This window comes from Peribacillus loiseleuriae, assembly GCF_001183985.1.
Taxonomy (GTDB): Bacteria; Bacillota; Bacilli; order Bacillales; family DSM-1321; genus Peribacillus; species Peribacillus loiseleuriae.
On the sequence record NZ_LFZW01000001.1, the window covers coordinates 4,173,812 to 4,195,736 of the forward strand.

Annotated in this window: 17 protein-coding genes, 2 pseudogenes and 1 riboswitch; of the genes and pseudogenes, 10 read left to right on the forward strand and 9 right to left on the reverse strand. The window is 35.6% G+C overall.

Annotation, left to right across the window (positions count from 1 at the left end; translation table 11 throughout):
* Nucleotides 1-80 precede the first annotated feature (80 nt).
* Both AC625_RS19265 and AC625_RS19275 read left to right on the forward strand, forming a co-directional pair.
* A complete protein-coding gene (locus AC625_RS19265; protein WP_049682763.1) occupies nt 81-1,907 on the forward strand; it encodes an APC family permease in 1,827 nt (608 codons plus the stop codon).
* Nucleotides 1,908-2,442: 535 nt separating this feature from the next.
* Entirely contained in the window at nt 2,443-3,648 is a 1,206-nt protein-coding gene (locus AC625_RS19275) for an MFS transporter (protein ID WP_049682765.1), read from the forward strand.
* 324 nt (nt 3,649-3,972) lie between these two features.
* Here the strand turns inward: AC625_RS19275 and AC625_RS19280 are convergent, their stop codons facing one another.
* Nucleotides 3,973-4,557 (reverse strand): LysE family transporter, encoded by a 585-nt coding sequence (locus AC625_RS19280; protein WP_049682766.1) that lies wholly within the window; start codon nt 4,555-4,557, stop codon nt 3,973-3,975.
* Between the two features lie 112 nt (nt 4,558-4,669).
* Between AC625_RS19280 and AC625_RS19285 the strand changes: the two genes are divergently transcribed.
* Nucleotides 4,670-5,224 (forward strand): helix-turn-helix domain-containing protein, encoded by a 555-nt coding sequence (locus tag AC625_RS19285; RefSeq protein WP_049682767.1) that lies wholly within the window; start codon nt 4,670-4,672, stop codon nt 5,222-5,224.
* A gap of 61 nt (nt 5,225-5,285) precedes the next feature.
* Here AC625_RS19285 and AC625_RS19290 read toward each other — a convergent pair.
* Nucleotides 5,286-5,772: pseudogene (locus tag AC625_RS19290) on the reverse strand (N-acetyltransferase family protein).
* Between the two features lie 763 nt (nt 5,773-6,535).
* On the opposite strand from AC625_RS19290, the gene AC625_RS19300 reads away from it, so the two are divergent.
* Both AC625_RS19300 and AC625_RS19305 read left to right on the forward strand, forming a co-directional pair.
* Entirely contained in the window at nt 6,536-6,862 is a 327-nt protein-coding gene (locus tag AC625_RS19300) for a PepSY domain-containing protein (RefSeq protein ID WP_049682769.1), read from the forward strand.
* A gap of 93 nt (nt 6,863-6,955) precedes the next feature.
* Entirely contained in the window at nt 6,956-7,624 is a 669-nt protein-coding gene (locus AC625_RS19305; protein ID WP_049682770.1) for a DUF5342 family protein, read from the forward strand.
* A gap of 370 nt (nt 7,625-7,994) precedes the next feature.
* Here AC625_RS19305 and AC625_RS27935 read toward each other — a convergent pair whose 3' ends face one another.
* A complete protein-coding gene (locus AC625_RS27935) occupies nt 7,995-8,072 on the reverse strand; it encodes an alcohol dehydrogenase catalytic domain-containing protein (RefSeq protein WP_082191288.1) in 78 nt (25 codons plus the stop codon).
* 865 nt (nt 8,073-8,937) lie between these two features.
* Here AC625_RS27935 and AC625_RS19310 point away from each other — a divergent pair.
* The 4 genes and pseudogenes from AC625_RS19310 (at nt 8,938) to AC625_RS19325 (ending at nt 11,359) form a co-directional block, all read left to right on the forward strand.
* Nucleotides 8,938-9,375: a GNAT family N-acetyltransferase gene (locus AC625_RS19310; protein WP_049682771.1), complete on the forward strand. Its 438-nt coding sequence runs from the start codon at nt 8,938-8,940 to the stop codon at nt 9,373-9,375.
* A gap of 138 nt (nt 9,376-9,513) precedes the next feature.
* Nucleotides 9,514-9,904, forward strand: a pseudogene (locus AC625_RS19315) (GNAT family N-acetyltransferase).
* Nucleotides 9,905-10,524: 620 nt separating this feature from the next.
* On the forward strand, nt 10,525-10,911 hold the full coding sequence (locus tag AC625_RS19320; protein WP_245645048.1) for a hypothetical protein: 387 nt from the start codon (nt 10,525-10,527) through the stop codon (nt 10,909-10,911).
* Nucleotides 10,889-11,359 (forward strand): MltG/YceG/YrrL family protein, encoded by a 471-nt coding sequence (locus AC625_RS19325; protein WP_049682772.1) that lies wholly within the window; start codon nt 10,889-10,891, stop codon nt 11,357-11,359. Before AC625_RS19320 ends, AC625_RS19325 begins: the two co-directional genes overlap by 23 nt.
* A 283-nt stretch (nt 11,360-11,642) precedes the next feature.
* Here the strand turns inward: AC625_RS19325 and asnB are convergent, their stop codons facing one another.
* The 4 genes from asnB to ytaF form a co-directional block, all read right to left on the reverse strand.
* Nucleotides 11,643-13,538, reverse strand: a complete 1,896-nt coding sequence (gene asnB, locus AC625_RS19330) for an asparagine synthase (glutamine-hydrolyzing) (protein WP_049682773.1) — start codon at nt 13,536-13,538, stop codon at nt 11,643-11,645.
* 769 nt (nt 13,539-14,307) lie between these two features.
* Entirely contained in the window at nt 14,308-15,252 is a 945-nt protein-coding gene (locus tag AC625_RS19335) for an LCP family protein (RefSeq protein ID WP_049682774.1), read from the reverse strand.
* 74 nt (nt 15,253-15,326) lie between these two features.
* Entirely contained in the window at nt 15,327-15,980 is a 654-nt protein-coding gene (locus tag AC625_RS19340) for a helix-turn-helix domain-containing protein (protein WP_049682775.1), read from the reverse strand.
* Between the two features lie 672 nt (nt 15,981-16,652).
* Nucleotides 16,653-17,285 carry a sporulation membrane protein YtaF gene (ytaF, locus tag AC625_RS19345; protein WP_049682776.1) on the reverse strand — a complete coding sequence of 211 codons (633 nt, stop codon included), beginning with the start codon at nt 17,283-17,285 and terminating at the stop codon, nt 16,653-16,655.
* Nucleotides 17,286-17,525: 240 nt separating this feature from the next.
* On the opposite strand from ytaF, the gene AC625_RS19350 reads away from it, so the two are divergent.
* Nucleotides 17,526-18,188, forward strand: coding sequence for a DUF1232 domain-containing protein (locus AC625_RS19350; protein ID WP_049682777.1), 663 nt, complete (start codon nt 17,526-17,528; stop codon nt 18,186-18,188).
* Nucleotides 18,189-18,572: 384 nt separating this feature from the next.
* On the opposite strand, the gene rodA is transcribed toward AC625_RS19350, so the two are convergent.
* Both rodA and AC625_RS19360 read right to left on the reverse strand, forming a co-directional pair.
* On the reverse strand, nt 18,573-19,733 hold the full coding sequence (gene rodA, locus AC625_RS19355) for a rod shape-determining protein RodA (protein ID WP_049682778.1): 1,161 nt from the start codon (nt 19,731-19,733) through the stop codon (nt 18,573-18,575).
* A 167-nt stretch (nt 19,734-19,900) separates the two neighbouring features.
* Nucleotides 19,901-20,064, reverse strand: a riboswitch (M-box (ykoK) riboswitch).
* 259 nt (nt 20,065-20,323) lie between these two features.
* A complete protein-coding gene (locus AC625_RS19360; protein WP_245645049.1) occupies nt 20,324-21,463 on the reverse strand; it encodes a metallophosphoesterase in 1,140 nt (379 codons plus the stop codon).
* Nucleotides 21,464-21,925: the final 462 nt, after the last annotated feature.

Consider the following 21,925-nt stretch of genomic DNA (forward strand, 5'->3'; position numbering starts at 1 on the left):
TTATGTAAACGTTGTCATTCGCCGAGATAATTATTTCAATTACAGAGAAATATATATTAACTATTTGGTGGTGAATATCAATGATTTCTTCTATAAAGAGGTTTTTAATTGGACGGCCGCTAAAATCAACTGAATTAGGGGAACAGAAACTTAGCAAAACGAAAGCATTAGCCATCCTTTCTTCCGACGCATTATCATCGGTTGCATACGGTCCAGAACAGATATTGATTGTCCTAATTACAGTCGGTGCTGCAGCGTTTTGGTATTCGATCCCTATCGCCATAGGGGTATTAATTCTATTAACGGCTTTGATTTTGTCTTATCGACAAATCATCTTTTCTTATCCCCACGGTGGAGGAGCTTATGTCGTATCAAAGGAAAATCTTGGTGTAATTCCAGGGTTAGTAGCGGGCGGCTCATTGTTAGTGGACTACATTTTAACTGTGGCAGTAAGTGTGTCTGCTGGTACGGATGCTCTTACATCTGCTTTTCCCTTGTTACATTCTTATAATGTAGTCATTGCTATTGTATTTGTGGTACTTATCACCATTTTAAACTTAAGAGGGGTAACCGAATCTGCTTCTATCTTAGCTTATCCAGTCTATTTATTTGTTTTAGCGTTATTTATATTAATTGGTGTAGGGATTTACCACATTGTTTCGGAGCAAGTTTCTCCTGGACTACACACACCAATTGGTACACCAGTAGCAGGAATCAGTTTATTTATCCTCTTGAAAGCATTCGCATCAGGTAGCTCTGCTTTAACAGGGGTTGAAGCTATTTCCAACGCTATTCCAAACTTTAAAAATCCAGCCCCTAATAATGCTGCGAAAACACTCATTGCGATGGGGGCCTTTCTTGCTGTTTTATTTAGTGGAATCATATTTTTAGCCTATTATTATGGAATTGCTCCTAGCGAGAAAGTAACTGTTGTGTCTCAAATTGCTGAAGATACATTTGGGCGAAATTTTATGTATTACTTTATTCAAGGTACAACTGCTTTGATATTAATCCTTGCAGCTAACACGGGATATTCTGCTTTCCCTTTATTAGCGGTTAACCTTGCCAAAGACAAATTTATCCCAAGAATGTTTACAATTCGAGGAGACCGTTTAGGATACTCTAATGGAATTATGATACTTGGAATTGCTTCTGTCATCTTAATTATCGCTTTTAAAGGACGAACAGAACATCTTATCCCACTTTATGCTGTCGGAGTATTTATCCCATTTACTTTGTCCCAAACAGGCATGATTATTAAATGGATACGCGAAAAGCCTAAAGGATGGATCCCTAAGCTAACGATTAATACAATTGGTGCCCTGATTAGCTTTATCGTTATGCTTATGTTCTTTTTAACTAAATTCACACAGGTTTGGCCAGTCTTAATTTTTTTACCTATTATCATTTTTGTCTTTTACCAAATTAAAAAGCATTATGAAGCAGTAGGTGACCAACTAAGGGTTTCAACTTCAGAGCTTTCGATACCGATTGAAGGCAATGTAATGATTGTACCTGTTGCTGGTATCACTCAAGTAGTAGAGAACTCATTAAACTACGCTAAATCTCTCTCGCCAGAACAGATTATTGCCGTTTATGTTGCTTTTGAAAGAGAAGATGAGAAGAAATTTGAAGAAAAGTGGAAAAAATGGCAACCTGATATTAGACTTGTGACACTACATTCTTATTACAGAAGTATCATTCAGCCACTGACCAAATTTATTGATATAGTAGAACATAAAGCGAGTGAATCGAATTATCAGGTTACTGTCATTATTCCACAATTTATCCCTAAGAAAGGCTGGCACAATATTCTTCATAACCAATCAAGTATACTGATTCGTACAATTTTGCTTTATCGCAGAAACGTGGTTATCACGACTGTCCCTTATCATTTAAAAAAGTAAACACGCCCAAATACAAGGTGGCTTCCCTTTATAGAAAAAGCCACCTTTTTTGTATGAAGGACATGGGACGGGGCTTCGTGACTTACTCATATAGCCACCCTACTTAGCAGGTATACTTATATGATCGAGAAAGCATCCGAAATTCCGGCTTCGCACCGCCACCATTGTAATTAGGTGAGTGTAGCGTGCTACAGGATGGATCCTTCATAGTAAATGGTGACATTTTAACGCCGTAGGAGTTTTGTATCTCAAATTGTACGGTATTTAAATCATATTCATCCATTATAGCACCACTAATACTTATAGAGGCTTTCAATCTCCTCCATCTCAATATGTACATTATATCATCCACCTGAATCATCCATGTTAGACAATCCTTTCTAATTGACAACGATCCACAAAAAAATATAAGATAGGGAGCGTGCCTAAAAATGAACCATGCCAATAAAGTGGGACTTCAATCAATGAGGGCTCACTACCCGTTAATGTGGGGTTAAATGGTTGGTGTGAGTAACTATAGAAAGTGAGGCTTTATATGTCAGCAGAACAACGTAAAAAAATGATCGTTCTTATGATCAATATGTTTATCGCAATAGGAAGTTTTGGAATTATTATTCCCATTTTACCAGCATACTTAGCATCCATTAATCAAGGTGGAACCGCGGCTGGACTTATGATTGCCATTTTCGCGGGAGCACAGCTTATCTTTTCCCCGATTGCAGGAAAATGGACAGATCAATATGGCCGTAGAAAGATGATTATTTACGGACTAGTTGGCTTGACGCTGTCCATGTTTATCTTCTATGCCGTTAATTCCATTTGGCTGCTGTATGCTTCTCGTGTTGTCGGCGGAATTGGTGCTGCATTACTTGTGCCAGCTATATTTGCTTATGTAGCTGATATTACGACATTCGATCAGCGAGCAAAGGGCAATAGTTTAGTATCTGCGGCCATGTCACTTGGAATTGTCGTTGGACCAGGGATTGGTGGATTTTTAGCTGACTTTGGTTTAAAGGTTCCGTTTTTAATTTCTGCACTTGTGTCACTTGCTGCTGTCGTGTTTTCAATTTTTGTTTTAAAGGAAAGTGAAACGAAAGAAGTAGCACAAGCTACGGAAATGGCAGAAGAAGAATCAATGCTTCGCCAAATTGCCACGTCTGTTAAGAAGCCATATTTTATTCCGCTTATTATTACCCTCGTACTGAGCTTTGGGTTAATGGCCTATGAATCCATAATTGGTCTTTATCTCGACAATCAATTTAGTGCGACACCTCAGGAAATTGCCACGATGATTACAGCTACTGGGATCGTTAGCGTAATCGTTCAGCTCTTTGTCGTGGATCGGGTAGTTCGTCGTTTTGGAGAAGTTTCTGTATTAAATATTTTTATCGGCATCGCAGCCATCGGATTTCTACTTTCACTCTTTGCTTCTAGTTATGCGCTTTTCTTTGGAATTTCTCTCATCATCTTCCTTTCTACCTCCATCCTCAGACCAGTCCTAAACACACTGATTTCTAAGATGGCAGGGAACGAACAAGGCTTTGCGATGGGAATGAATAACGCATATATGAGCATTGGGAATGTGCTTGGACCAACTCTTGCCGGATTGATGTATGATGTGCGCATTACGTATCCGTTCATTTTAGGGCTTGTTCTCTTGGTCATTACATTATTCATTACGATGGCTTGGCAAAAGCGGTCTCTTCACGCGAAAGCATTGTCGAAACAGCCGTTAAGCTAAAGTTCACCAAAAATAAAAGGTCCAAATCGCATTTCGATTTGGACCTTTTATTTTTCTGGCCTATCAATATTTAAATCATTATGTAAATGAACAACAAATATTCTGTTTATCAAAATGCTAATTAATTCAAGTAAGGGGGAAGTCCAATTACAATTGACTTCCCTTTTTGCTAACTCATCTATCTATTTAATTGAGAGTATCATTCCGAGCTTTTTATCGTATCTTAGTGAATAACCTTCTGCCCCATTTACACAAACAGAAAAAAGAGCTGCCGCAGCAACCCTTGAACTTTCATGCATCACTTTATTGAAAATGAATACTATATTATTCTACAAGTATCGATATGGCGCTATACACTAATAACAAAGCCATAACTAGGTTAAACGGAGTTCTATACTTTGTTAGGAATATTTGAAAGAGGGAACCAAACGTACTCCAAGTCATCGTACTAAGAAAACCAACAAAAGCTAGAAATATTGAAAAAGCTAGTAGACTAAGATTTGAACTGTAATAAGGCAGGATAAAAGTTGATATGGCCGTTATACCGTATAAAATACCTTTCGGGTTGACGAATTGTAAAACCATACCTGAGAAAAAACTGTTATGCTTATCGTCTTCATCGTTCTTATCTTGATTTTTACTCATGACAATTTTTATAGCCAGATATACCATATAAATTGCAGCTAGGATTGTCATCGCAAATTCAATTTTCGGAATGAAATTTTTTAGCAAAAGATTAAAATAACTACTTAATATCATGATGACAAAGAAGCCTGCACCGACTCCTAAACAAAACCTCAGTGTCTTTTTAAACCCGGATTTATTAGCAAATAACATGGCCATAATATTATTAGGACCTGGAGTAAAGCTTGTAATAAAAACATAAAGCAAAAACGATAATAACGGCATAATTTTGTCCCCTCCAAAACGTATGTTATAATGACTGAAATAGACACTATAAAGATTTACTTTTTATTGTACATCACGGTCGTTATATTGTAAATATAGAGAGGGGTATTTCATGGAGGAAATAAATCTTATTGTTGCAAAAAATTTAAAATCTTTAAGAGAAGGGAAAAAATTGAGTCTTGAGAAAGTCGCAGAGTTAACAGGAGTAAGTAAAACAATGATTGGTCAAATTGAGAGAGGTGAGTCAAGTCCGACGATAACAACGATCTGGAAAATTGCAAATGGTTTAAAAATCTCTTTTACTTCTTTAATCAATAATCCGCAGCCAGAAACAAAAGTTATTTTAAAAAGTGAGGTTCAAACATTATCAGAAGATAACGGGAAGTATCGAATTTATTCCTATTTTCCATTTCAAGAAGATAGACGCTTCGAAGTTTATTCAGTCGAGATCGAAAAAGGTGGGTTCCTAAGTGCGGATTCGCACGGAGAGGGAACTGAGGAATTTTTAACGGTCTTTGATGGAGAATTAACTGTCAATGTCAATAATATTGAATATACAGTAAAAAGTGGTGACTCTATCCGATTCAAAGCTGACAGACCTCATAGCTACCACAATTCAGGGGAAGTATTAACTCGATTAAGTATGACCATCTATTATCCAGCTTAAAAATAGGTTGTCGCAAAAGGAATGGATCCTTTCTCGACAGCCTACGCTTTTTATCCAGGATTTACACGTGTAAGACCATTCTAACTGTTTTTAAAATATGTCCATCAAAGTCATCATCAAATTCAGAGACCATTTTAAACCCTTTTGACTTGTAAAAGGTTGCTCCAATTTTATTCTCTTTTTCAACGTTTATTAAAATGGCTTGGACGCCTTCTAAGTTTTTAATGCCCTCTCTTAATAAAGCAGTGCCTATCCCTTCTCCTTGATACTCGGGGTATAAATAAAATCGCCTCAAGCCCCGCTTCTCCACTCGCATTTACCGGAGAGAAGTTTGCAAAGCCTACGATTTTTCCTTCAACTTCTGAAACAAAAATAATAGTATGCTCTAAACGTCTTTGCATCATCTCATCATTATAAGCGGAGTTTAAGAAACTTTCCCGAATTTCAAGTGGAATGATGCCTTCATAGGTCGTATGCCAACTTATTTTTGCGACTTGTTGAACCTCTTTTATATCTTCCTTTTGCATTGGACGAATTGCACATTCCATATACATCAACCTTTCTATAACCAATTACAGTAAATAGTCTTATAATTAAATTACAGGTGATGAGGTCTTTATTTTTTGGTTTGAAGATATTTATCAAATAAGCCTAACAGCGTTCCAATGAAAGGAATGGTAAGTATGGCAGTCTCAACATGAAGTCCAAATCCCTTAACGAATCGTTCATCGCAGTATTGGAAATAATAATATCCACAAATACCACCTACCACTGCAAACCATTTGACGTAAAAATTATTTTTTAAATATTTTTCCACGAGCACACTTAACAAGAAAAAGGACACGTAATAAAAAGGAATGTGAGAAAACTGCCGAAGATTACAAGAAAATGCCCCATATCTACATATTGTGAGGTTGTTATCTTATTACCTTCCAAAAAATCTATAAACGATAACCCTATACCTGAAAAAATTAAAAAAACAAACTACTAAAAAATTTCTTAAGTTTGTATGCAAAGTCATCCCCCTTATATTTATTCAATCTTTTCTTTCCTGATATTTGAATATCTTCCCACCAAAATAGCACTTCTTAAAATTATTCCATTCTGAACACTCGATATTCTTTTACTTTTGTGTGGAAAAGGTTCGCAAAATCAGCACCGTACCGCCATCTTCATAAGGTTATACAATTTAAGAGCCTAAGCAGACGCTGGTGGATGTTTTCTAAGTAAATTTTTAAGGTTCTTCTTCTTTTTCTTTAAACTCAATTGGGTATGATACAAACATAAACAATTACGAGGCGGCTATCAAGAATGAACGTACTGAAAATACTAATAAAAGGTGCTTTGATCGCAGTTGGTCTAGGAGCTCATACAATGATGGATACCCAACCAGTCACAACAAAACCAACACATGCACCATCACAAACGATAAATGAGCTAGAAGCAAAAATGATTGCCTTAGACACGTCAAAAGGGGGTCTTGTAACAAAAACTCAAACCATTGAAGTTCATGGAAATAAAAAATACGAAATCTCTATTGCGCACCAAGATACAGAATATAACGTGGATATTGATGCTTCAACCGGTCAAATTTTAAAATTTGATCAAGGCAGTAAAGTTTGTAATATCCACAATTAATCACCTTAGGTATTGTAACAAAATAAAATATTGATTAATTTAAAACCAATTAGGAAAAAATAGTATAAGCAACTATCTCAGGAGGTTTTGATAATGATTCAAGATTTTAATGTAAAAACATTGTTTGAAGATCAATTTCATGAACGTCAACAGTTTACGCTAACTTTTGCTGGGGATACTTATCAAGGGATTTTCCATAATGAAGACATTCATTGGTTACATCCTCAACCTCATACTAAGTTAGTGGAAGGTGACATTCAAGATTTGGAATCCAAAGTGTATGACTTGTTAACAAACCACGTCGATCAAGATTTTACTGTAAAACCATTATTCGAAGATCAAGTTCCTGAACGTCATCAGTTTGCCCTAAATTTTGATGGAGCGAATTATCAAGGGATTTTCCATAACGAAGAAATTCAATGGTTACATCCTCAACCTAAACATCAGCTTGAAAAAGTGGACCTCGTTGATTTGGAATCCAAAGTACATGACTTGATGACACACCATGTATATCAAGATTTTAAAGTGAAACCTTTATTTGAAGATCAATTTCATGAGCGTCATCAGTTTGAACTAAACCATGAAGGCGATAGTTATCAAGGGATTTTCCACAATGAAGAAATTCATTGGTTACATCCTCAACCTAAACATCAGCTTGAAGAAGACGACCTTCAAGATTTGGAATCTAAAGTGTATGACTTGATGACAAACCACATAAATCAAGACTTTCAAGTAAAACCATTATTTGAAGATCAGCAGTAATCTATATATTGAATACATTTTAAACGCAATAAATCAGCAAAGGATGGATTTCTAATCGATCCATCCTTTTTAATAGTTGATTTAAAATATCCCTTGGATTTTTTTGCAACTACTTTTCTTTGTAATATGTGGTTTAACTACAATCTAACATGAATCATCTCGATCTGAATTAGCCTGCTACCTGTTCTTTTTTACACTTTTCGACATTCTCTTGTTTACTAACTTTAAGAAAATTAGTTAAGAACGCACTAACAAAGTATAAAATAGCGAAAATCCAGATAACTCCCCCCACTCCAATGCTTCCAATAAATCAGCCTACAATAGCTGGTCCTACAAATGTACTTAAACCTGCTCCTAAATTTAAAATAGACTAGGGAGAAATGAACTCCTCTTTGAAAATATGAATATCTGTTCCACAAATCCCAACATTCTCAACCTTAATTATCACATCATTCGGACCTGGTTTTGGCTAAGGAACCTCTTTGATTACTGCTTCACAAGGCTTTTCGATCACTAATGCCTTCATTCTGTATTCCCCCAACTTTAGTAATTTATTAGTTTACGACTAATGTCTTTTTGTGTATGTAAATCCTTTTTTATCTTACTGAATAATGATTAAGTTATCATTGAATACAACTAAAACTTCGCATTGGTCTCGCTTACAAACATTACTCTACCATTGTAAAATAGCATTTACACTCTCTAGTTCTCAAAGTTTTGTCGTTATAGAAATGCGACAAATCCTTGAGTAGTAGGTCCCAGTACATATAATATCTAGACGTTATCCCTTAAAAAGGGTTTATTGTAATTATTCCCTCATCGTCATCTTGTTTAGCTTTTGCTTCTTGTCATTGTTTTTGTGCACAAAAAAAGAGTCTCAATTTTATTATTGAGAATCTGTTAATCAAATGAGGTAGTTTGATAATTTGGGCCAGATAATTTCACTATATCCATCCTTACTTTTTATTAAAGAAGTATTTCTAATTACGTTTTTACTTCTTTTTCTTCCCTTCTTCCATTTCTATTCCATAATTCCAAACTTTAGTATGTTTTTCCCCGAAAAACTTCATTGCATTTTTTACTGATTTTACATATTTCTTCATTTAAATGATCCCCTTTCTTATATGGTATGATTGTATTATCGTGTATGGAAGCCTTTTCGACAAAATCGTCGAAAACGGAAACAATGCCTATGTAAACGAAAACAACATGAATGATAGCGTGCATCATTACTAATTATCTTATTATTTCGTTGTTTTTGAATCATTTGTAAATTAAGATTGTTGTAATAACCATATTAGGGGGTACAATCCATGTGCATTAAAAAAGCAACATTAAATGAGCTTGATTCGCTTACAGAACTTTTTGATTTATACAGAATGTTCTATGAACAAAAGTCTAATCTTTTCGAGGCAAAGGAGTTTTTAAAAGCAAGATTAATGAATGAAGAATCCGTCGTTTTTATAGCTTATGATGAGAATAATCCGATTGGTTTTGTTCAGCTATATCCATCATTTTCATCATTAAGTATGCAGAAGTCATGGGTATTAAATGATCTATATGTGAAAAAAATTGCGCGTAAAAAAGGGGTTGGTGAGAAATTATTAAAAGAAGCCATTCACTTTGCTGAGGAAACAGGTTCAAAAGGAGTTTTACTTGAAACGAATGTGGAGAATATTCCCGCACAAAGTCTGTACGAAAAAATCGGTTTTAAAAGAGAAGCAAATTATTTTTATTATTTTTCAGTTTAATAGCCGGGAATAAAACTCGAATAGGTTTATTTTAGACGACATTATTGTTGACTTATAAAGCTGATTCAATTGCGGAATATGTAAGGTTGTGCCAAAGGTATGACTATTAAATGAACATCATCGGAAGATTTAACATAGATTAATAACCCGTATAAAGTAGCTGGTTTTGTTCCAAGTCAGTTAAAAAATGAAAGAATCGCCATTATCATTTCAATGGAGAATACGCGGGAATAGGTCGTTTAGTTCAGATAGATGAGGAAAACATAGAAATGGGCGGTATTTACGTACTTCCAAAGTATAGAGGCCTAAAATTGGCTGGAGAGTTAGTGTCGTTTTTAGTTCAAGAAGCAAAAAAAACAAACGTAGCTCATATTTATTGTATACCATTTGCAGAACTTGACGTTTTTTACAAGATATATGGGTTTACAGAAGCTTATCCAGAAAAAGATTATATTCATGATACGATTTTACAAAGTATAAGTGATGCTTAAACAAATACGAAAAGAAGGTCTCGTTGTTTAAGCTCTGATCTCGGCTGTTTTCTTAAACATAGTTATATTTTGAAAAAGGCTAACTCAATGTGAAGTTGTCCCATTAAGACCCTATGAGTCACTCACATTTTGAACTAGCCTTTTGCTCTTGATAAAGAACAATCATGTTTTGGTGGCCACTACAATAATCCTTCCACGTTACCACAATAAGAAAAATCATAAATCCCACAAAGACAGCATGATTTCCCCCTAATTTATCTTTGTTTGCTCCGTCTTAGAAGACTTGCGCCGTAGCTGATTGTACAGAGAACGTATAGAGTTATTACCAAAGGATTTATAGGACTTCCCACTATTCTCTGTGATCTCCCCCTTATTTCTATATAAAGTGCGTGTTCAAAAAGGAGGATAAAAAGAGACGTGAAGTTCGTGAAGCGATCATCTTTAGACCTGCGCAGATACAATAATACGTGAGGATCGGACTTTTTGAACAACCTCTTAAACAACCAACTTTAGAGTATTATAGAATTGACGAACACCAACTAACCACTCTTTTTCATGACTATTGCTTTATTTTCTACTATATATTCGAATTGTTATTTATAGCGTTGTATAATAAGACAATGCAAAAAAATAGATGCACGTTAAGGAGTGTTATAAAATGATGGAATGGACGTTAGCCCTTTTATTTGGAGCAGCAGTTGTTCTACTTATATTGTCGTTTATTAAATCAAAGCAAGTGAAACAAGAGAAAGAACAACAAATGGAACAATTTACGATTTCTTTTTTGAAAGAATTGAATCAGCTGCAACAGAAAATTCAAGACGTCGAGATAGATACTGAAATAATAGCTCAAAAAACAGGATTATCCAAACAGCGACTTTTGCTGCGTGAGGTGATCGATTTACATAGGCGCGGATACTCATTGGAAAGCATTACCGCAAAAAGCCAAATGACGGAGGATGAGATTAAAAGACTACTTGCTCCTTACATAAAATCAAAGGTTGAGAGGAGCGATGTTACCAATGAAAGCTCAAATAATGCGTAGCTTTGCCGGTGGACTACTTTTGGCAACAAGTATATGTGGTGCCGTTTACCTCCTTGGTTCAAGTAAAACGACGCAAACCGCTGTAAAACCATCAGAAGACGAGATGGTTCACTTATTAACCTCTGAAGGCTATATCATACATACCGAAGACGAGTGGAATGAGGCTGTTGCTGCCAATACAGCACCTAAAGAGAATACAAAAAAAGAAACGTCTGAAGACGTTCCCCAAAAGGAAAAGGTCGTATACCGTACGATCCTGTCAGTATCTTCAGGTATGACAAGCATTGATATTGAGAAGATCCTTAAGTCAACAAAAAGCATTGATCCTACAGTTCATTTCTCAAAAGAAGTCGAAAAGCGTGGCTTATCTAACAAGTTACGTCCAGGTATTTATCAAATAGATAGTGGAATGACGATGGAAGAAATAATTGCTGTCATCTTTAAATAAACATTAGATCGTATAAGGGATGCCACTGTCACTCCCCACTAGATGTAAATATTTGTAGAAGTAGAGAGTTCTAGTTTACTTATATGTCTTGACCTTTGGAAAGCTCTGTTGATCTCACTACAGGGCTTTTCTTTATCGCGATTTACAATATTAAGTGTTTCCCATCATGAAAATCCCTACTCATCTTTGAAATAAAGAGATAAAGTCAGAATTTGTTCTTTCCACCGGTTAGCTAACCGGTGAAAAAAACAAAAAGGTACTCAAGCCAATTAGTTACCGTTGCTTAATTGATCCCAATTTTCTCTACTCTTTGTTGCGTGTACCCAAATTCATATACCTTTTCTACATAGATTTGATGCCATATCATAAAAATTAATATAGTCCATATTTTTCGACTATTATCCGACTCATCCTGCACATGACCATCCAGTAATTTCAAGATTTCTTGTTTGTTAAAAAGATAGTCAGTGGGACTATTATGAATCAGTTCAACGGCCCATTCGTATAGTTCTTCTTTCAACCAATGGCGAATAGGGACTGGGAAACCAAGTTTTTTTCTGCTCCATACATGCTCTGGAACTATACCTTCTGCGGCTTTCCTGAGTATATATTTAGTCGTTCCGTTTCGTACCTTTTGGTTACCGCTTATTTTTGATGCGATATTAAAGACCTGCTTGTCCAGAAAAGGAACTCTCACTTCTAAAGAGTTTGCCATCGACATTTTATCGGCTTTTAATAAGATATCTCCTCTTAACCAGGTATGTATATCGACATTCTGCATTTTTGTAATAGCATCATACCCTAATGAATTGGAGTAGATAGAATCTGTTACTTTTCCATTTTCTAAATGGTCTAGATAATTCATCAGCAAACGTTTTTTCCCATTTTCATTAAATATGTTTGCGTTTCCGATATACCGCTCTTGTAAAGGTGTAACCCCCCTCTCTATAAAGCTCTTTCCTTTTACTCCTTCTGGGAGCGCAGAGGAGAAGGCTTTTAAAACGTGCTTTAATGGCGACGGAATATAGGAAAACACACTAAGCGAGTGGGGTTCTCTGTATATGTTATAACCGCCGAACAATTCGTCTGCACCTTCTCCGGACAAAGCAACTTTGACTTGCTTCCTAGCTTCCCTTGCAACAAAATACAAAGGAATAGCTGCTGGGTCTGCTAAAGGATCATCCATATGCCAAATGATTTTGGGTAGCTCAGCAAGAAACTCTTCAGGACTTATAATATAGCTACTATTTTCTACATTCAAAGCATGTGCTGTTTCTTCAGCTACGTTGATTTCACTATACCCGTGTCTTTCAAAACCTACAGAAAAAGTTTTAATCTTTGGATTAATCTGTTTTGCAATTGAAACGATAAAAGAAGAATCAATTCCTCCAGATAGAAAGGATCCAACAGGAACATCACTCCTCATATGTACGTTAACTGAGTCTATCAATGTATCCTGAATTTCTTTGATTAACTTAGAATCTTCTGTATTTGAAGGCTGGAAATTAGGTTTCCAATACTTTTCTATTTTCATTTTTTCGCCTAATTTTTTAGTGAAGTAATGGCCAGGTAACAGCTTCTTAATCGATTTAGTAAGAGTTGCAGGCTCAGGAACGTATTGAAAGCTGAGGTAATGTTGTAAAGATTGTTCATCTAGCTCTTCATTAATTACGGTAAGAATGCTTTTTTTCTCAGAGGCAAAGTAGGTAATTTCATCTTGTTCACAAAAGAAAAACGGTTTAATCCCAAAATGATCTCTTGCGCCAAAAAGTTGTTTTTTCACTTTATCCCAAATGACAAAGGCAAACATACCTCTCAGCTTCCTAACGGCTTGCTCTTTTATCTTACTATAGAGAGCAATGATAACTTCTGTATCAGAGTCTGTTTTAAATGGATACCCTTGCTCCATTAATTCTTTCTTTAGCTCAAGATAATTATAAATTTCACCATTAAAAATAATCCAATATCTCTCATTTTCATAAGAGAGAGGCTGGTTCCCATTATCTATATCGATAATGCTTAATCGCCTAAACCCAAAATTGACAAATTCATCGAAGAAATATCCTTCATCATCCGGGCCTCTATGTGTAATCATCTTATTCATTTTGATTATATTTTCTCTAATATCTGAATGTAAGGCTTTTGGCGCCTTATGCATACATCCGACAAAACCGCACATGAATTCCACCTACCAGTTGTAATTTTTTCTTTATATGAGTAAACTTCAACATTTTAAATGATCAATATGACTATTTGGGAAGACATAAAAAAAGATGTATCTCCCGAAATTACGAAATGTATAGTTAGACACTCCACAAAGAGACGAAAGGAATGCACTATATTAGGAATTTTCCTGCCTATGCATCAGAGACACCGATTATTTGGGTACTCCAAATTTTGTTCTGGTGTTGCTGATATAAGTTTACTTATTCAAAAGATTAAACATAAAGTAACACCCCTTGTTGCTATTAAGGTTTTCATCTTTTCTCACCTCAAAGAGTTAAAAAGACTACTATTAACTTCCCCCTAAGGTATGAGGATGATTCTTTGATTTTTGCTTGTTCTTGCACCTCTACTCTGTATACAACCGTTCCATCTTCATCTTCTAATTCAACTTCCTTAACAGTGCCAGGTACTTTTCAAGTGCATTTTTTTAAAGTTCCACTTCAGGTTAACTTTAATTCGCCAAAACGAAATGCACTTGTTCAGCACTTACTGTACCACAGGCTTGTCATTTATTGAATATGTTGGGTTTAATAATCTTAAGTTTTCCTTGGCGGAAGAAATTTGAATCAGGAACCCATATTATTCCTAATATACAAAAGTCTGTTCCTCGATTCCTTAGCAACCTAACGCAATGAGACTAGACAAACTTACTATTTTTTTCTCTTCTTTATCATTTTAGGCGAGAAGACCCCCACTTCAAGCGTTAGCTAAGTGGGGGTAGTTCAATTTTGACTAGTACTCCTTACATTGTCCTGTGATAAAAACTCTTTTAAAGCTTGCTTGTTTTTCTCATAATCAATTCTCAAGACTGACCCAACGTCAACACGTTCATTTACATAAGAATCTTTAATAGGTATTCTTAAACTCTCCACTTGTTTAGATTTTCTAGAAATTACACCTTTTCCAATAGCAAGAATGGTTCCTGTATCTACATTTGTATCAATGTATGGATCCGCAACTCCAAGTAACTTTGGAAGGTTAACAATACTTTGTATGGAGGCAGCTTCTTCCTTAACCTTAGAGATCACTTCTTGTTGCCGTTCCACACGTCCAAAATCACTTAAGCGATCTTGGCGAAAACGAACATAACCTAACAATTGCTTCCCTTGCAAAATTTGTTTACCTGGATGTAACGTCATATCAATTCCATAAGACATTTCATACGGAATCTCAACCTCTATCCCATTAGGGGCTATAATATCTACAATTTTCGAAAATCCGTCAAAATCAACAACAGCATAATAATTAATATCAACATCCAAATTTTGTTTAATTGTTTTTCTTAAAAGTTCCGGCCCTCCATAAGCAAAAGCGGCATTTATTTTTTGCTTTCCGTGATCCGGAATATCAACATACGTGTCTCTCATAATAGAAACAATTTTCATTCTATGAGATTCTTGATTATAGTGAGCAATCATTAGCGCATCAGAACGTGCTTGTTCTTCACCTCTAGAGTCACTTCCAATTAGCAGAATATTAATTTCTCCAAATTGAGGCTCCGCGCCTTGGAACGGATCGAACGTTGTTTCGTCATCCTTATACATCCCATCGCTCGCCTCAGATAATCCTTTATTATACTGATATACACAATAAAGGATTACAATTAATAATAGGGTAACCAAGAGAATAAGGTTTCTTTTCCATTTACGTTTAGTTCTTTTCTTCATATGTAACATCACCTATCACTTAAATTAAAATCTTACCGAATCATCTTGTTAAAAAAATTAGAGATGTTTTAGACTCATTCTTTTATTGATAGTGCATGTGTTACAAGTTGTACAGCAATCGCGTCATCTAAATAACCAATCGGAAATAGGTAATCTGGAATAACATCTACTGATAAAATGAAATATAGAAGTGCACTTCCAATTAAGAATAGTTCACCCGGAGTCCCCTTCATCAGACGAAACTTCTCAAACATATCCTTCAAATGATTAATAAACGGACCTATGCTTCCTACTCTCTGAAGCTTCTCTCCAAAGCTAGTAAGAATTGTTTCCTTCCCTTCTTCTGTTTGTACATATTGTTCATAATTAGCTAATTTCTGTTCCACACTTGTTATCGTAAAATTTTCAATATTTATATTCGAGGACTCAAGAAAGTTTTGTATGCTGTCAACGGATATATGAATATCTGAATGTAGCTTTTCCTGCTTCGGCTTCTGTTCAATATCATAACCAGCAGCTACAAATAACTCTGCGGTAGGTACACCAAGACTTTTAGCAAATTTTTGTAAGTGCTCGGGATTTGCTTTTCTTTTCCCATTTATGATCCGCGAGATTGTAGCTGTATCGATTTCAGTGAGTTCACTAAGCTTCCGCATTGATAATGATTGTTCCTTCAAGATTTCTTTTAACACCGAACCAAGATTACTTTTTTTTATTTCTTCAGACATACTAACCTTCCTTTCTATTATTTATTAATCAACGAGAATTGCTATAGTTGAAATGAACACACTCCCTAGTACCATTCATAATATATATAGGGCTTTTGAACTTATATTTTTCTAGGGAATAGGTGCGAGGCTTCTAAAAAATCAGCTCAGCTCCGCCACCTTCATAAGGTGATGTAATTTTTAGAACCTGAACCTTTTTCATCGTTTTAATTGCGATCAGATGCTCATGGATGTTTTTTATGAACCATAGCGGGCGGGTCCGTATATGTAGAATAACGATATTGTATGAGAAGTATGTACAACCTCTCTATTTCGTTGCCTATGTTATCGAACTCTGTTTAACATAGCCATTTAGTTAGAAAAGTAAGTGCTATTAGGAAATATACACGCGTGTTGTTTTTTTGTCAACAGCGGGTCATTATATTGTAGAATATCGCCATATTCAGTTCCGTTTATTGAATCATTACGCTATTTTCCCAACTTATTTTAGAAGACAGCTGCGAGAAAAAACCGCTTTGTATCTCCACTTAGAATACTACGCATCTATTGATCGTACTATATAGAAACATCCATTTGTGCAGGGGAGCATCTAAGTTTGTTGATTACTCTGTCTTTTCTTTCACTAAGACATTTTTCTAAAACTTCACAGCTCCTGTTGAACACCTGCCCACTCTAAAAGAATGCTGTAAAAGCAAGCACTAAAATAATGACTCCACTCAAGATTGTTCCAAATTGGCCTAATGTAAATGAACCAATTCGGACATCTGCCAATTTGTACCCTAACTTAACACCTATCCAAACGCTTATGAAGCTCCCAAGTGCAGCTGTTAAGGAAATAGCAAGTGGTGAAAATCCAAGTAACCCAGCACCTAATCCATTCGTCAGTGCATTGGCTGATAATGCAATACCTAAAATCACTGCTTCCCCCCAACCAATTTCACCAGAATGATCGCAATCGGCAACTTCAGGTTTTTTTAGAATCCCTTTAATACTTTGGGACTGTATATTTGGCTCAGTAACTACCGCTGATGTACCTTTATTACGCGGTGCCGCCAATAGAATGATTCGAATCCCAATAATGACTAATAAAAGAGCTCCGATGATAACAGGGAACATACCTGGAAGGATCTTGGAGAGCCACATTCCAAATGTAATTCCCACTATACTCATGAGAAAACAAATCACAGCTATTAATAGGTTTGCACCTAGCCCAACACGAATCTTGCGAATGCCATAAGAAATTCCTACTCCTAAATTATCTATACTTGATGAAACGGCAAAAGCCAAAATGATTAGCCAAGACAATGTAAAAACACTCCTTATACTTTTTTACATTATATTGTTCCAATTGACAAAAATTGCTTGTTCATCTCAAAACTGTTGAGAAAAAATCAACCAACACTTCATAAAGTGAAACTTCAATTTAGTGGGGGTTTTCTTCATCCTCCACCTAGGGGTTTCTCTCGTTTGGACGAATAACCTCGAGGTTTTGGGTTCTTACTGCCCGTTAATGCGGGATAAAAACCCATGAAGGAGTGAAAAGTGATGTCGATGAAGAAAGACGAAGAGCAAAATCTTGGTTCCTTGATCAAAACATTGTTAAGGACGCGCTCCCTTTCCATGCGAAAGCTAAGTATGCTAACAAGTATTGATACCACGACAATATCCCGAATAGCCAATAATAAACAAAAAGCAAAACCATCTCATTTACAACTGTTCGCACATCATTTAGGTATTCCTTTGGTCACATTAATACAGGCGGCTGGATACAATGTTGAACTACAGGAAAAGAACTCTCCTTCTGATTTGTCTATTTCAATCGATACAATCCAAGAAATTCTTGTCTCTTCTAATCATTTAGATTCTCAATTTAACCTAGATCAAATTCATCATGAATTAGCGAAGTATGAACAATTTGCTCTTACAAAAGAAGGAGAGCATAAGATTATCGAGGAGTTTGAACGAAAGGTCGATCAAGTTAGTGGGGCAGGACCATTTATTAATGAATTAAATAATATGTACGCCAGGTATTGTGCAGAAAACATTTCGTCAAAAGAGCGTACAATCCTCGGTAGTGTTCTGTTATATTTTATTTTATCAACCGATATTATCCCCGATTACGTTTTTCCATTTGGTTATTTGGACGATTGCTTAGCCGTTCAAATCGGATTGGATCGACTTTCGAAATTGGATAATAAACATCCATGAGCATCTGATTCTAACTAAAACGATGTAAAAGGTTCAGGTTCTAAAAATTGCATCACCTTATGAAGGTAGCGATGCGGAGCTGACTTTTTAGAAGTCCCGCCCCTTTTCCGCAAAAAAGAATTAGCACTGCCTGATTCCTATTGCAAGTAAAGTGGGAATCAGGCAATTTTTATTACATAGCACTTCCCAAACCGCAAGTCGCCGACCTACTCTCATACTGGTTTAGAAGCTTCTATTTCCAGCCGTCCTCAACATTTTTTTAGCTGCAGCGTTTCCCTATACAGGAGCCTCACCTAACAGACCCCCTAAGAACAAGTAAACTCAAATCGCCACATAAAAACTTTGACAAATTGTCAACACCTAATGCAAATTTTTTTACTTGACTCACATATTTTCATCCCTACTGAACATATATCTTTTTGATCGCATATTCACACTCAATACTAATCCTAACGCAATCATATTCGTTAATAGCGCACTTCCTCCATAACTCAAAAAAGGCAGAGCGATTCCAGTAACCGGCATTAAGCCAATTGTCATCGAAATGTTTTGAAAGATTTGAAAGGTGATTAACCCAATAACCCCCGCACAAATATATGTACCAAACATATTATTAGAATTAAAAGCAATAACCGTAATTCGGTAAATGAGAATAAAATACAAACTTATTAAAATAGATGAGCCAATAAAACCAAATTCCTCTCCAACGACGGAGAAGATAAAATCCGTATGTGCTTCGGGAATTCTTCCGCTCTGGACTTGTGTTCCCTGATTAAATCCACTTCCTCCCATACGTCCTGATCCAATTCCTAATATGGCTTGATTTAATTGATAGCCATAGCTTGAAGCATACTCTTGTGGACTTAGCCAGCCATAAATTCTCTCCAATTGATGGGGCTTAATAACTTTTGAAAAAATTTCAAAAAAATGGTTGTGTAAATAGACGAGAAATCCAATTAAAGCTGTAAAACAAGAAGCTAAGAGAGCAATCATTTTGAATGATATTCCTGAGGTAAGAATTAAACTGAATGTGATGGCAGCAATGACAAGTGCTGAGCCTAGATCAGGCTGGACCAATATTAAATAGAACGGAATCATCGTGAGCACAACAATTTTTATTGTAGTTAGAATACTCTCTTTGAAGGAAAGCTCTCGTTTTGCTAACCGATGTAAAACAGTTGCTAAATAGATAAGTAAAAACACTTTCATAAACTCTGATGGCTGTAGCTCAAAAAAGCCAAAGCTAATCCATCTAGTAGCCCCGTTTTTAAACGTTCCGAAAAAATGAACGAGAATTAATAGACCGATCCCTACAGAATACAATGGGGCTGCCAATCTTTCTAGCAATTCAAAATCAAATTTCGCTACCGCTACCATTACCACAACGCCGATGAAATACCAAATCACCTGTCTTTTCACAAAATAAAAAGGGTCATGTGTTTCATATTGGCCTGATCCACTGTAAACAGCTAGTAAACTGTAAATAAATATACAGAATAAAGTAAATAACAATATAGAATCGAACTGTTGTTCCTTTTTGTTCAATGAATTTTCACCACTCCTACAAAATTTTAAATCGACACTTCACAATTTGTTAAAGTGAGCATTGACTCTAGATTGAGGCATAAAAAAAACACGATCTTATGAAAGATGTGTACACGAATACTAGATCTAGCAATCCACAATGCTAGAGTTAGAGTATATAAACGTCCATACAATTCAGCAATCGTTGAGCTTTTGCACTATGCGGTTTAGCATGTTCCAGCTACATAAAAAACACCTTATGTCGATGGTTCCTGTTGACCCATTGGCGTCTTTGAACGTTTCTAGGAGCAGCATATCTCCAGCATAGGAGCCTCATCTAACTAAAATAATCGTCTATTCACTTATCAACTACATCCTAATTGTTACATCTAAGGTTGTCAACATTATTTCAGGAAGTTACTCACTACAAAGCAAACATCCTATTTGAAAAGAGGCCGACAATTGCACAATCGATTCATACACCTCATCGTTCAAGTCATGCCAAACATTAATACCAAAACTCATTTCTAATGAGTAAATACCGAAAGTAAAATGCGTGTATCATATTAGGTATGTTTTCAAATAATTGTTGCATCTATAGTATTGACCCACTATTTATTTCTTAAATATTTTAAAGTATCTAGATGCACTTTTTCCATCAGATTTACAATTGTATCATCAACTGGAACTAGTGGTATCAATCTGTCGTTAACCGTTTTGTAAATTGGTTGCAAGGATGATTGTTTGTTTGTAACAACCCAGACACCATTCTTTTTTTTCAATGATAAATCAATGATCCCAAGATGATTCCCCCAATAACCTGCTTGAACACCAGCTGTTCCATTGATTGTTCCTTTATCTAGATCAACACCTTTTTTAACTGATTTTAGGTCTTTGTCCGGAAATTGTAAATGACTATGTCCATAAAGAATAGCATCGATTCCTGGCACCGTACTTAAGGAATAAACAGAGTTCCCTGCTTTTTGTCTTAGTCCCTTATCCGCTTCTAGGGCTACGTGGGCAAGGGTAATAATAATATCTGCTCCCTGCTCTTTCATAATCGGAACAAAATGCTCTGCGGTTTTCTGCATGTTTTTGACCTTCAATTCGCCATGGAAATATTCTTTATTCCATTCTGCAACAATCGGAGTTAAAAGACCAATCACACCCACTCTAACCAGATGTTTCTTTCCATTTGTATCGATTAACTCTTTATTGATAATTGTATAAGGGATTAAAAAATTAACATCATCATCCTCACAGTCATTATGATCATCTATATAGATATTTGCATTTACATACGGAAAATTTGCTCCTTTCAAACTCTCCCTGAGAAATCCAAGACCGTAATTGAACTCGTGGTTACCTAGTGTACCAACATCGTACTGTAACAAATTCATCACTTTATAAACTGGATGAATATACATTTGATCAGACTTATAGCTTCTTAAGGCATATTCACCAAGAGCGTTTCCTTCGAGCGCATCACCAATATCAAACAAGAGCGTATTTGCTCTTTCCATTCTTGAAAACTTAATTAAAGAAGCAACCCTTGCAAGACCAAATTTCACCGTGCCCTTGCCCTTTTTATAGTCATAATCTAACATATTAGCGTGTAAATCAGTCGTTTCCATGACCCTTAATTGGATGGTTGCCTGTGATGATTCTCTTACCTTTGTACTATACAATACAGCAAGTAATAAAAAAGGTAATAAGAAGAACACTGTCAAAATCACTATCTTTCTCTTCACCAGTACCGCACCCCATTTTTGATAAATACGAGACAATAATTTGAAATAGTTATCTTATTGTCCCTAAATTTATCAAAAATAAAACCACCATTTCGATCTTAATTGTTCTTTGCCCTTCTTTCTATCACAAATGCTAATATATGTGCATTCGAAATCATCAAAAAACCGGGAGAGGTTGGGGTGAAAAAAGTATTCAACGTAGCCAAAATAGTATTTTATCTTCTAGAGAATATATAAAATCCAAGAAAAAAGATAGTCAATAACTTGCTTTGATTTTATATTATGAACGTCTGATTTTGGTTATATTCGTACATTTAAAAGAACTCTTATATTTACATATCGTTCAAACAAGTCAGAACCATTACTTACCATTAAAAGACAATATTTTGAGCAATAGATAGCAATCAAATATAAAATTTGAAGCAATGAAATTAGTGGGCTATTATTCAATAAGGAAAAGAC

Excerpts from the sequence above, each read along its gene's own strand:
- AC625_RS19265 (WP_049682763.1), top strand. The coding sequence starts at position 81 with ATGATTTCTTCTATAAAGAGGTTTTTAATTGGACGGCCGCTAAAATCA.
- AC625_RS19275 (WP_049682765.1), top strand. The coding sequence starts at position 2,443 with ATGTCAGCAGAACAACGTAAAAAAATGATCGTTCTTATGATCAATATG.
- AC625_RS19280 (WP_049682766.1), bottom strand. The coding sequence starts at position 4,557 with ATGCCGTTATTATCGTTTTTGCTTTATGTTTTTATTACAAGCTTTACT.
- AC625_RS19285 (WP_049682767.1), top strand. The coding sequence starts at position 4,670 with ATGGAGGAAATAAATCTTATTGTTGCAAAAAATTTAAAATCTTTAAGA.
- AC625_RS19300 (WP_049682769.1), top strand. The coding sequence starts at position 6,536 with ATGAACGTACTGAAAATACTAATAAAAGGTGCTTTGATCGCAGTTGGT.
- AC625_RS19305 (WP_049682770.1), top strand. The coding sequence starts at position 6,956 with ATGATTCAAGATTTTAATGTAAAAACATTGTTTGAAGATCAATTTCAT.
- AC625_RS19310 (WP_049682771.1), top strand. The coding sequence starts at position 8,938 with ATGTGCATTAAAAAAGCAACATTAAATGAGCTTGATTCGCTTACAGAA.
- AC625_RS19320 (WP_245645048.1), top strand. The coding sequence starts at position 10,525 with ATGATGGAATGGACGTTAGCCCTTTTATTTGGAGCAGCAGTTGTTCTA.
- AC625_RS19325 (WP_049682772.1), top strand. The coding sequence starts at position 10,889 with ATGAAAGCTCAAATAATGCGTAGCTTTGCCGGTGGACTACTTTTGGCA.
- asnB (WP_049682773.1), bottom strand. The coding sequence starts at position 13,538 with ATGTGCGGTTTTGTCGGATGTATGCATAAGGCGCCAAAAGCCTTACAT.
- AC625_RS19335 (WP_049682774.1), bottom strand. The coding sequence starts at position 15,252 with ATGAAGAAAAGAACTAAACGTAAATGGAAAAGAAACCTTATTCTCTTG.
- AC625_RS19340 (WP_049682775.1), bottom strand. The coding sequence starts at position 15,980 with ATGTCTGAAGAAATAAAAAAAAGTAATCTTGGTTCGGTGTTAAAAGAA.
- AC625_RS19350 (WP_049682777.1), top strand. The coding sequence starts at position 17,526 with ATGTCGATGAAGAAAGACGAAGAGCAAAATCTTGGTTCCTTGATCAAA.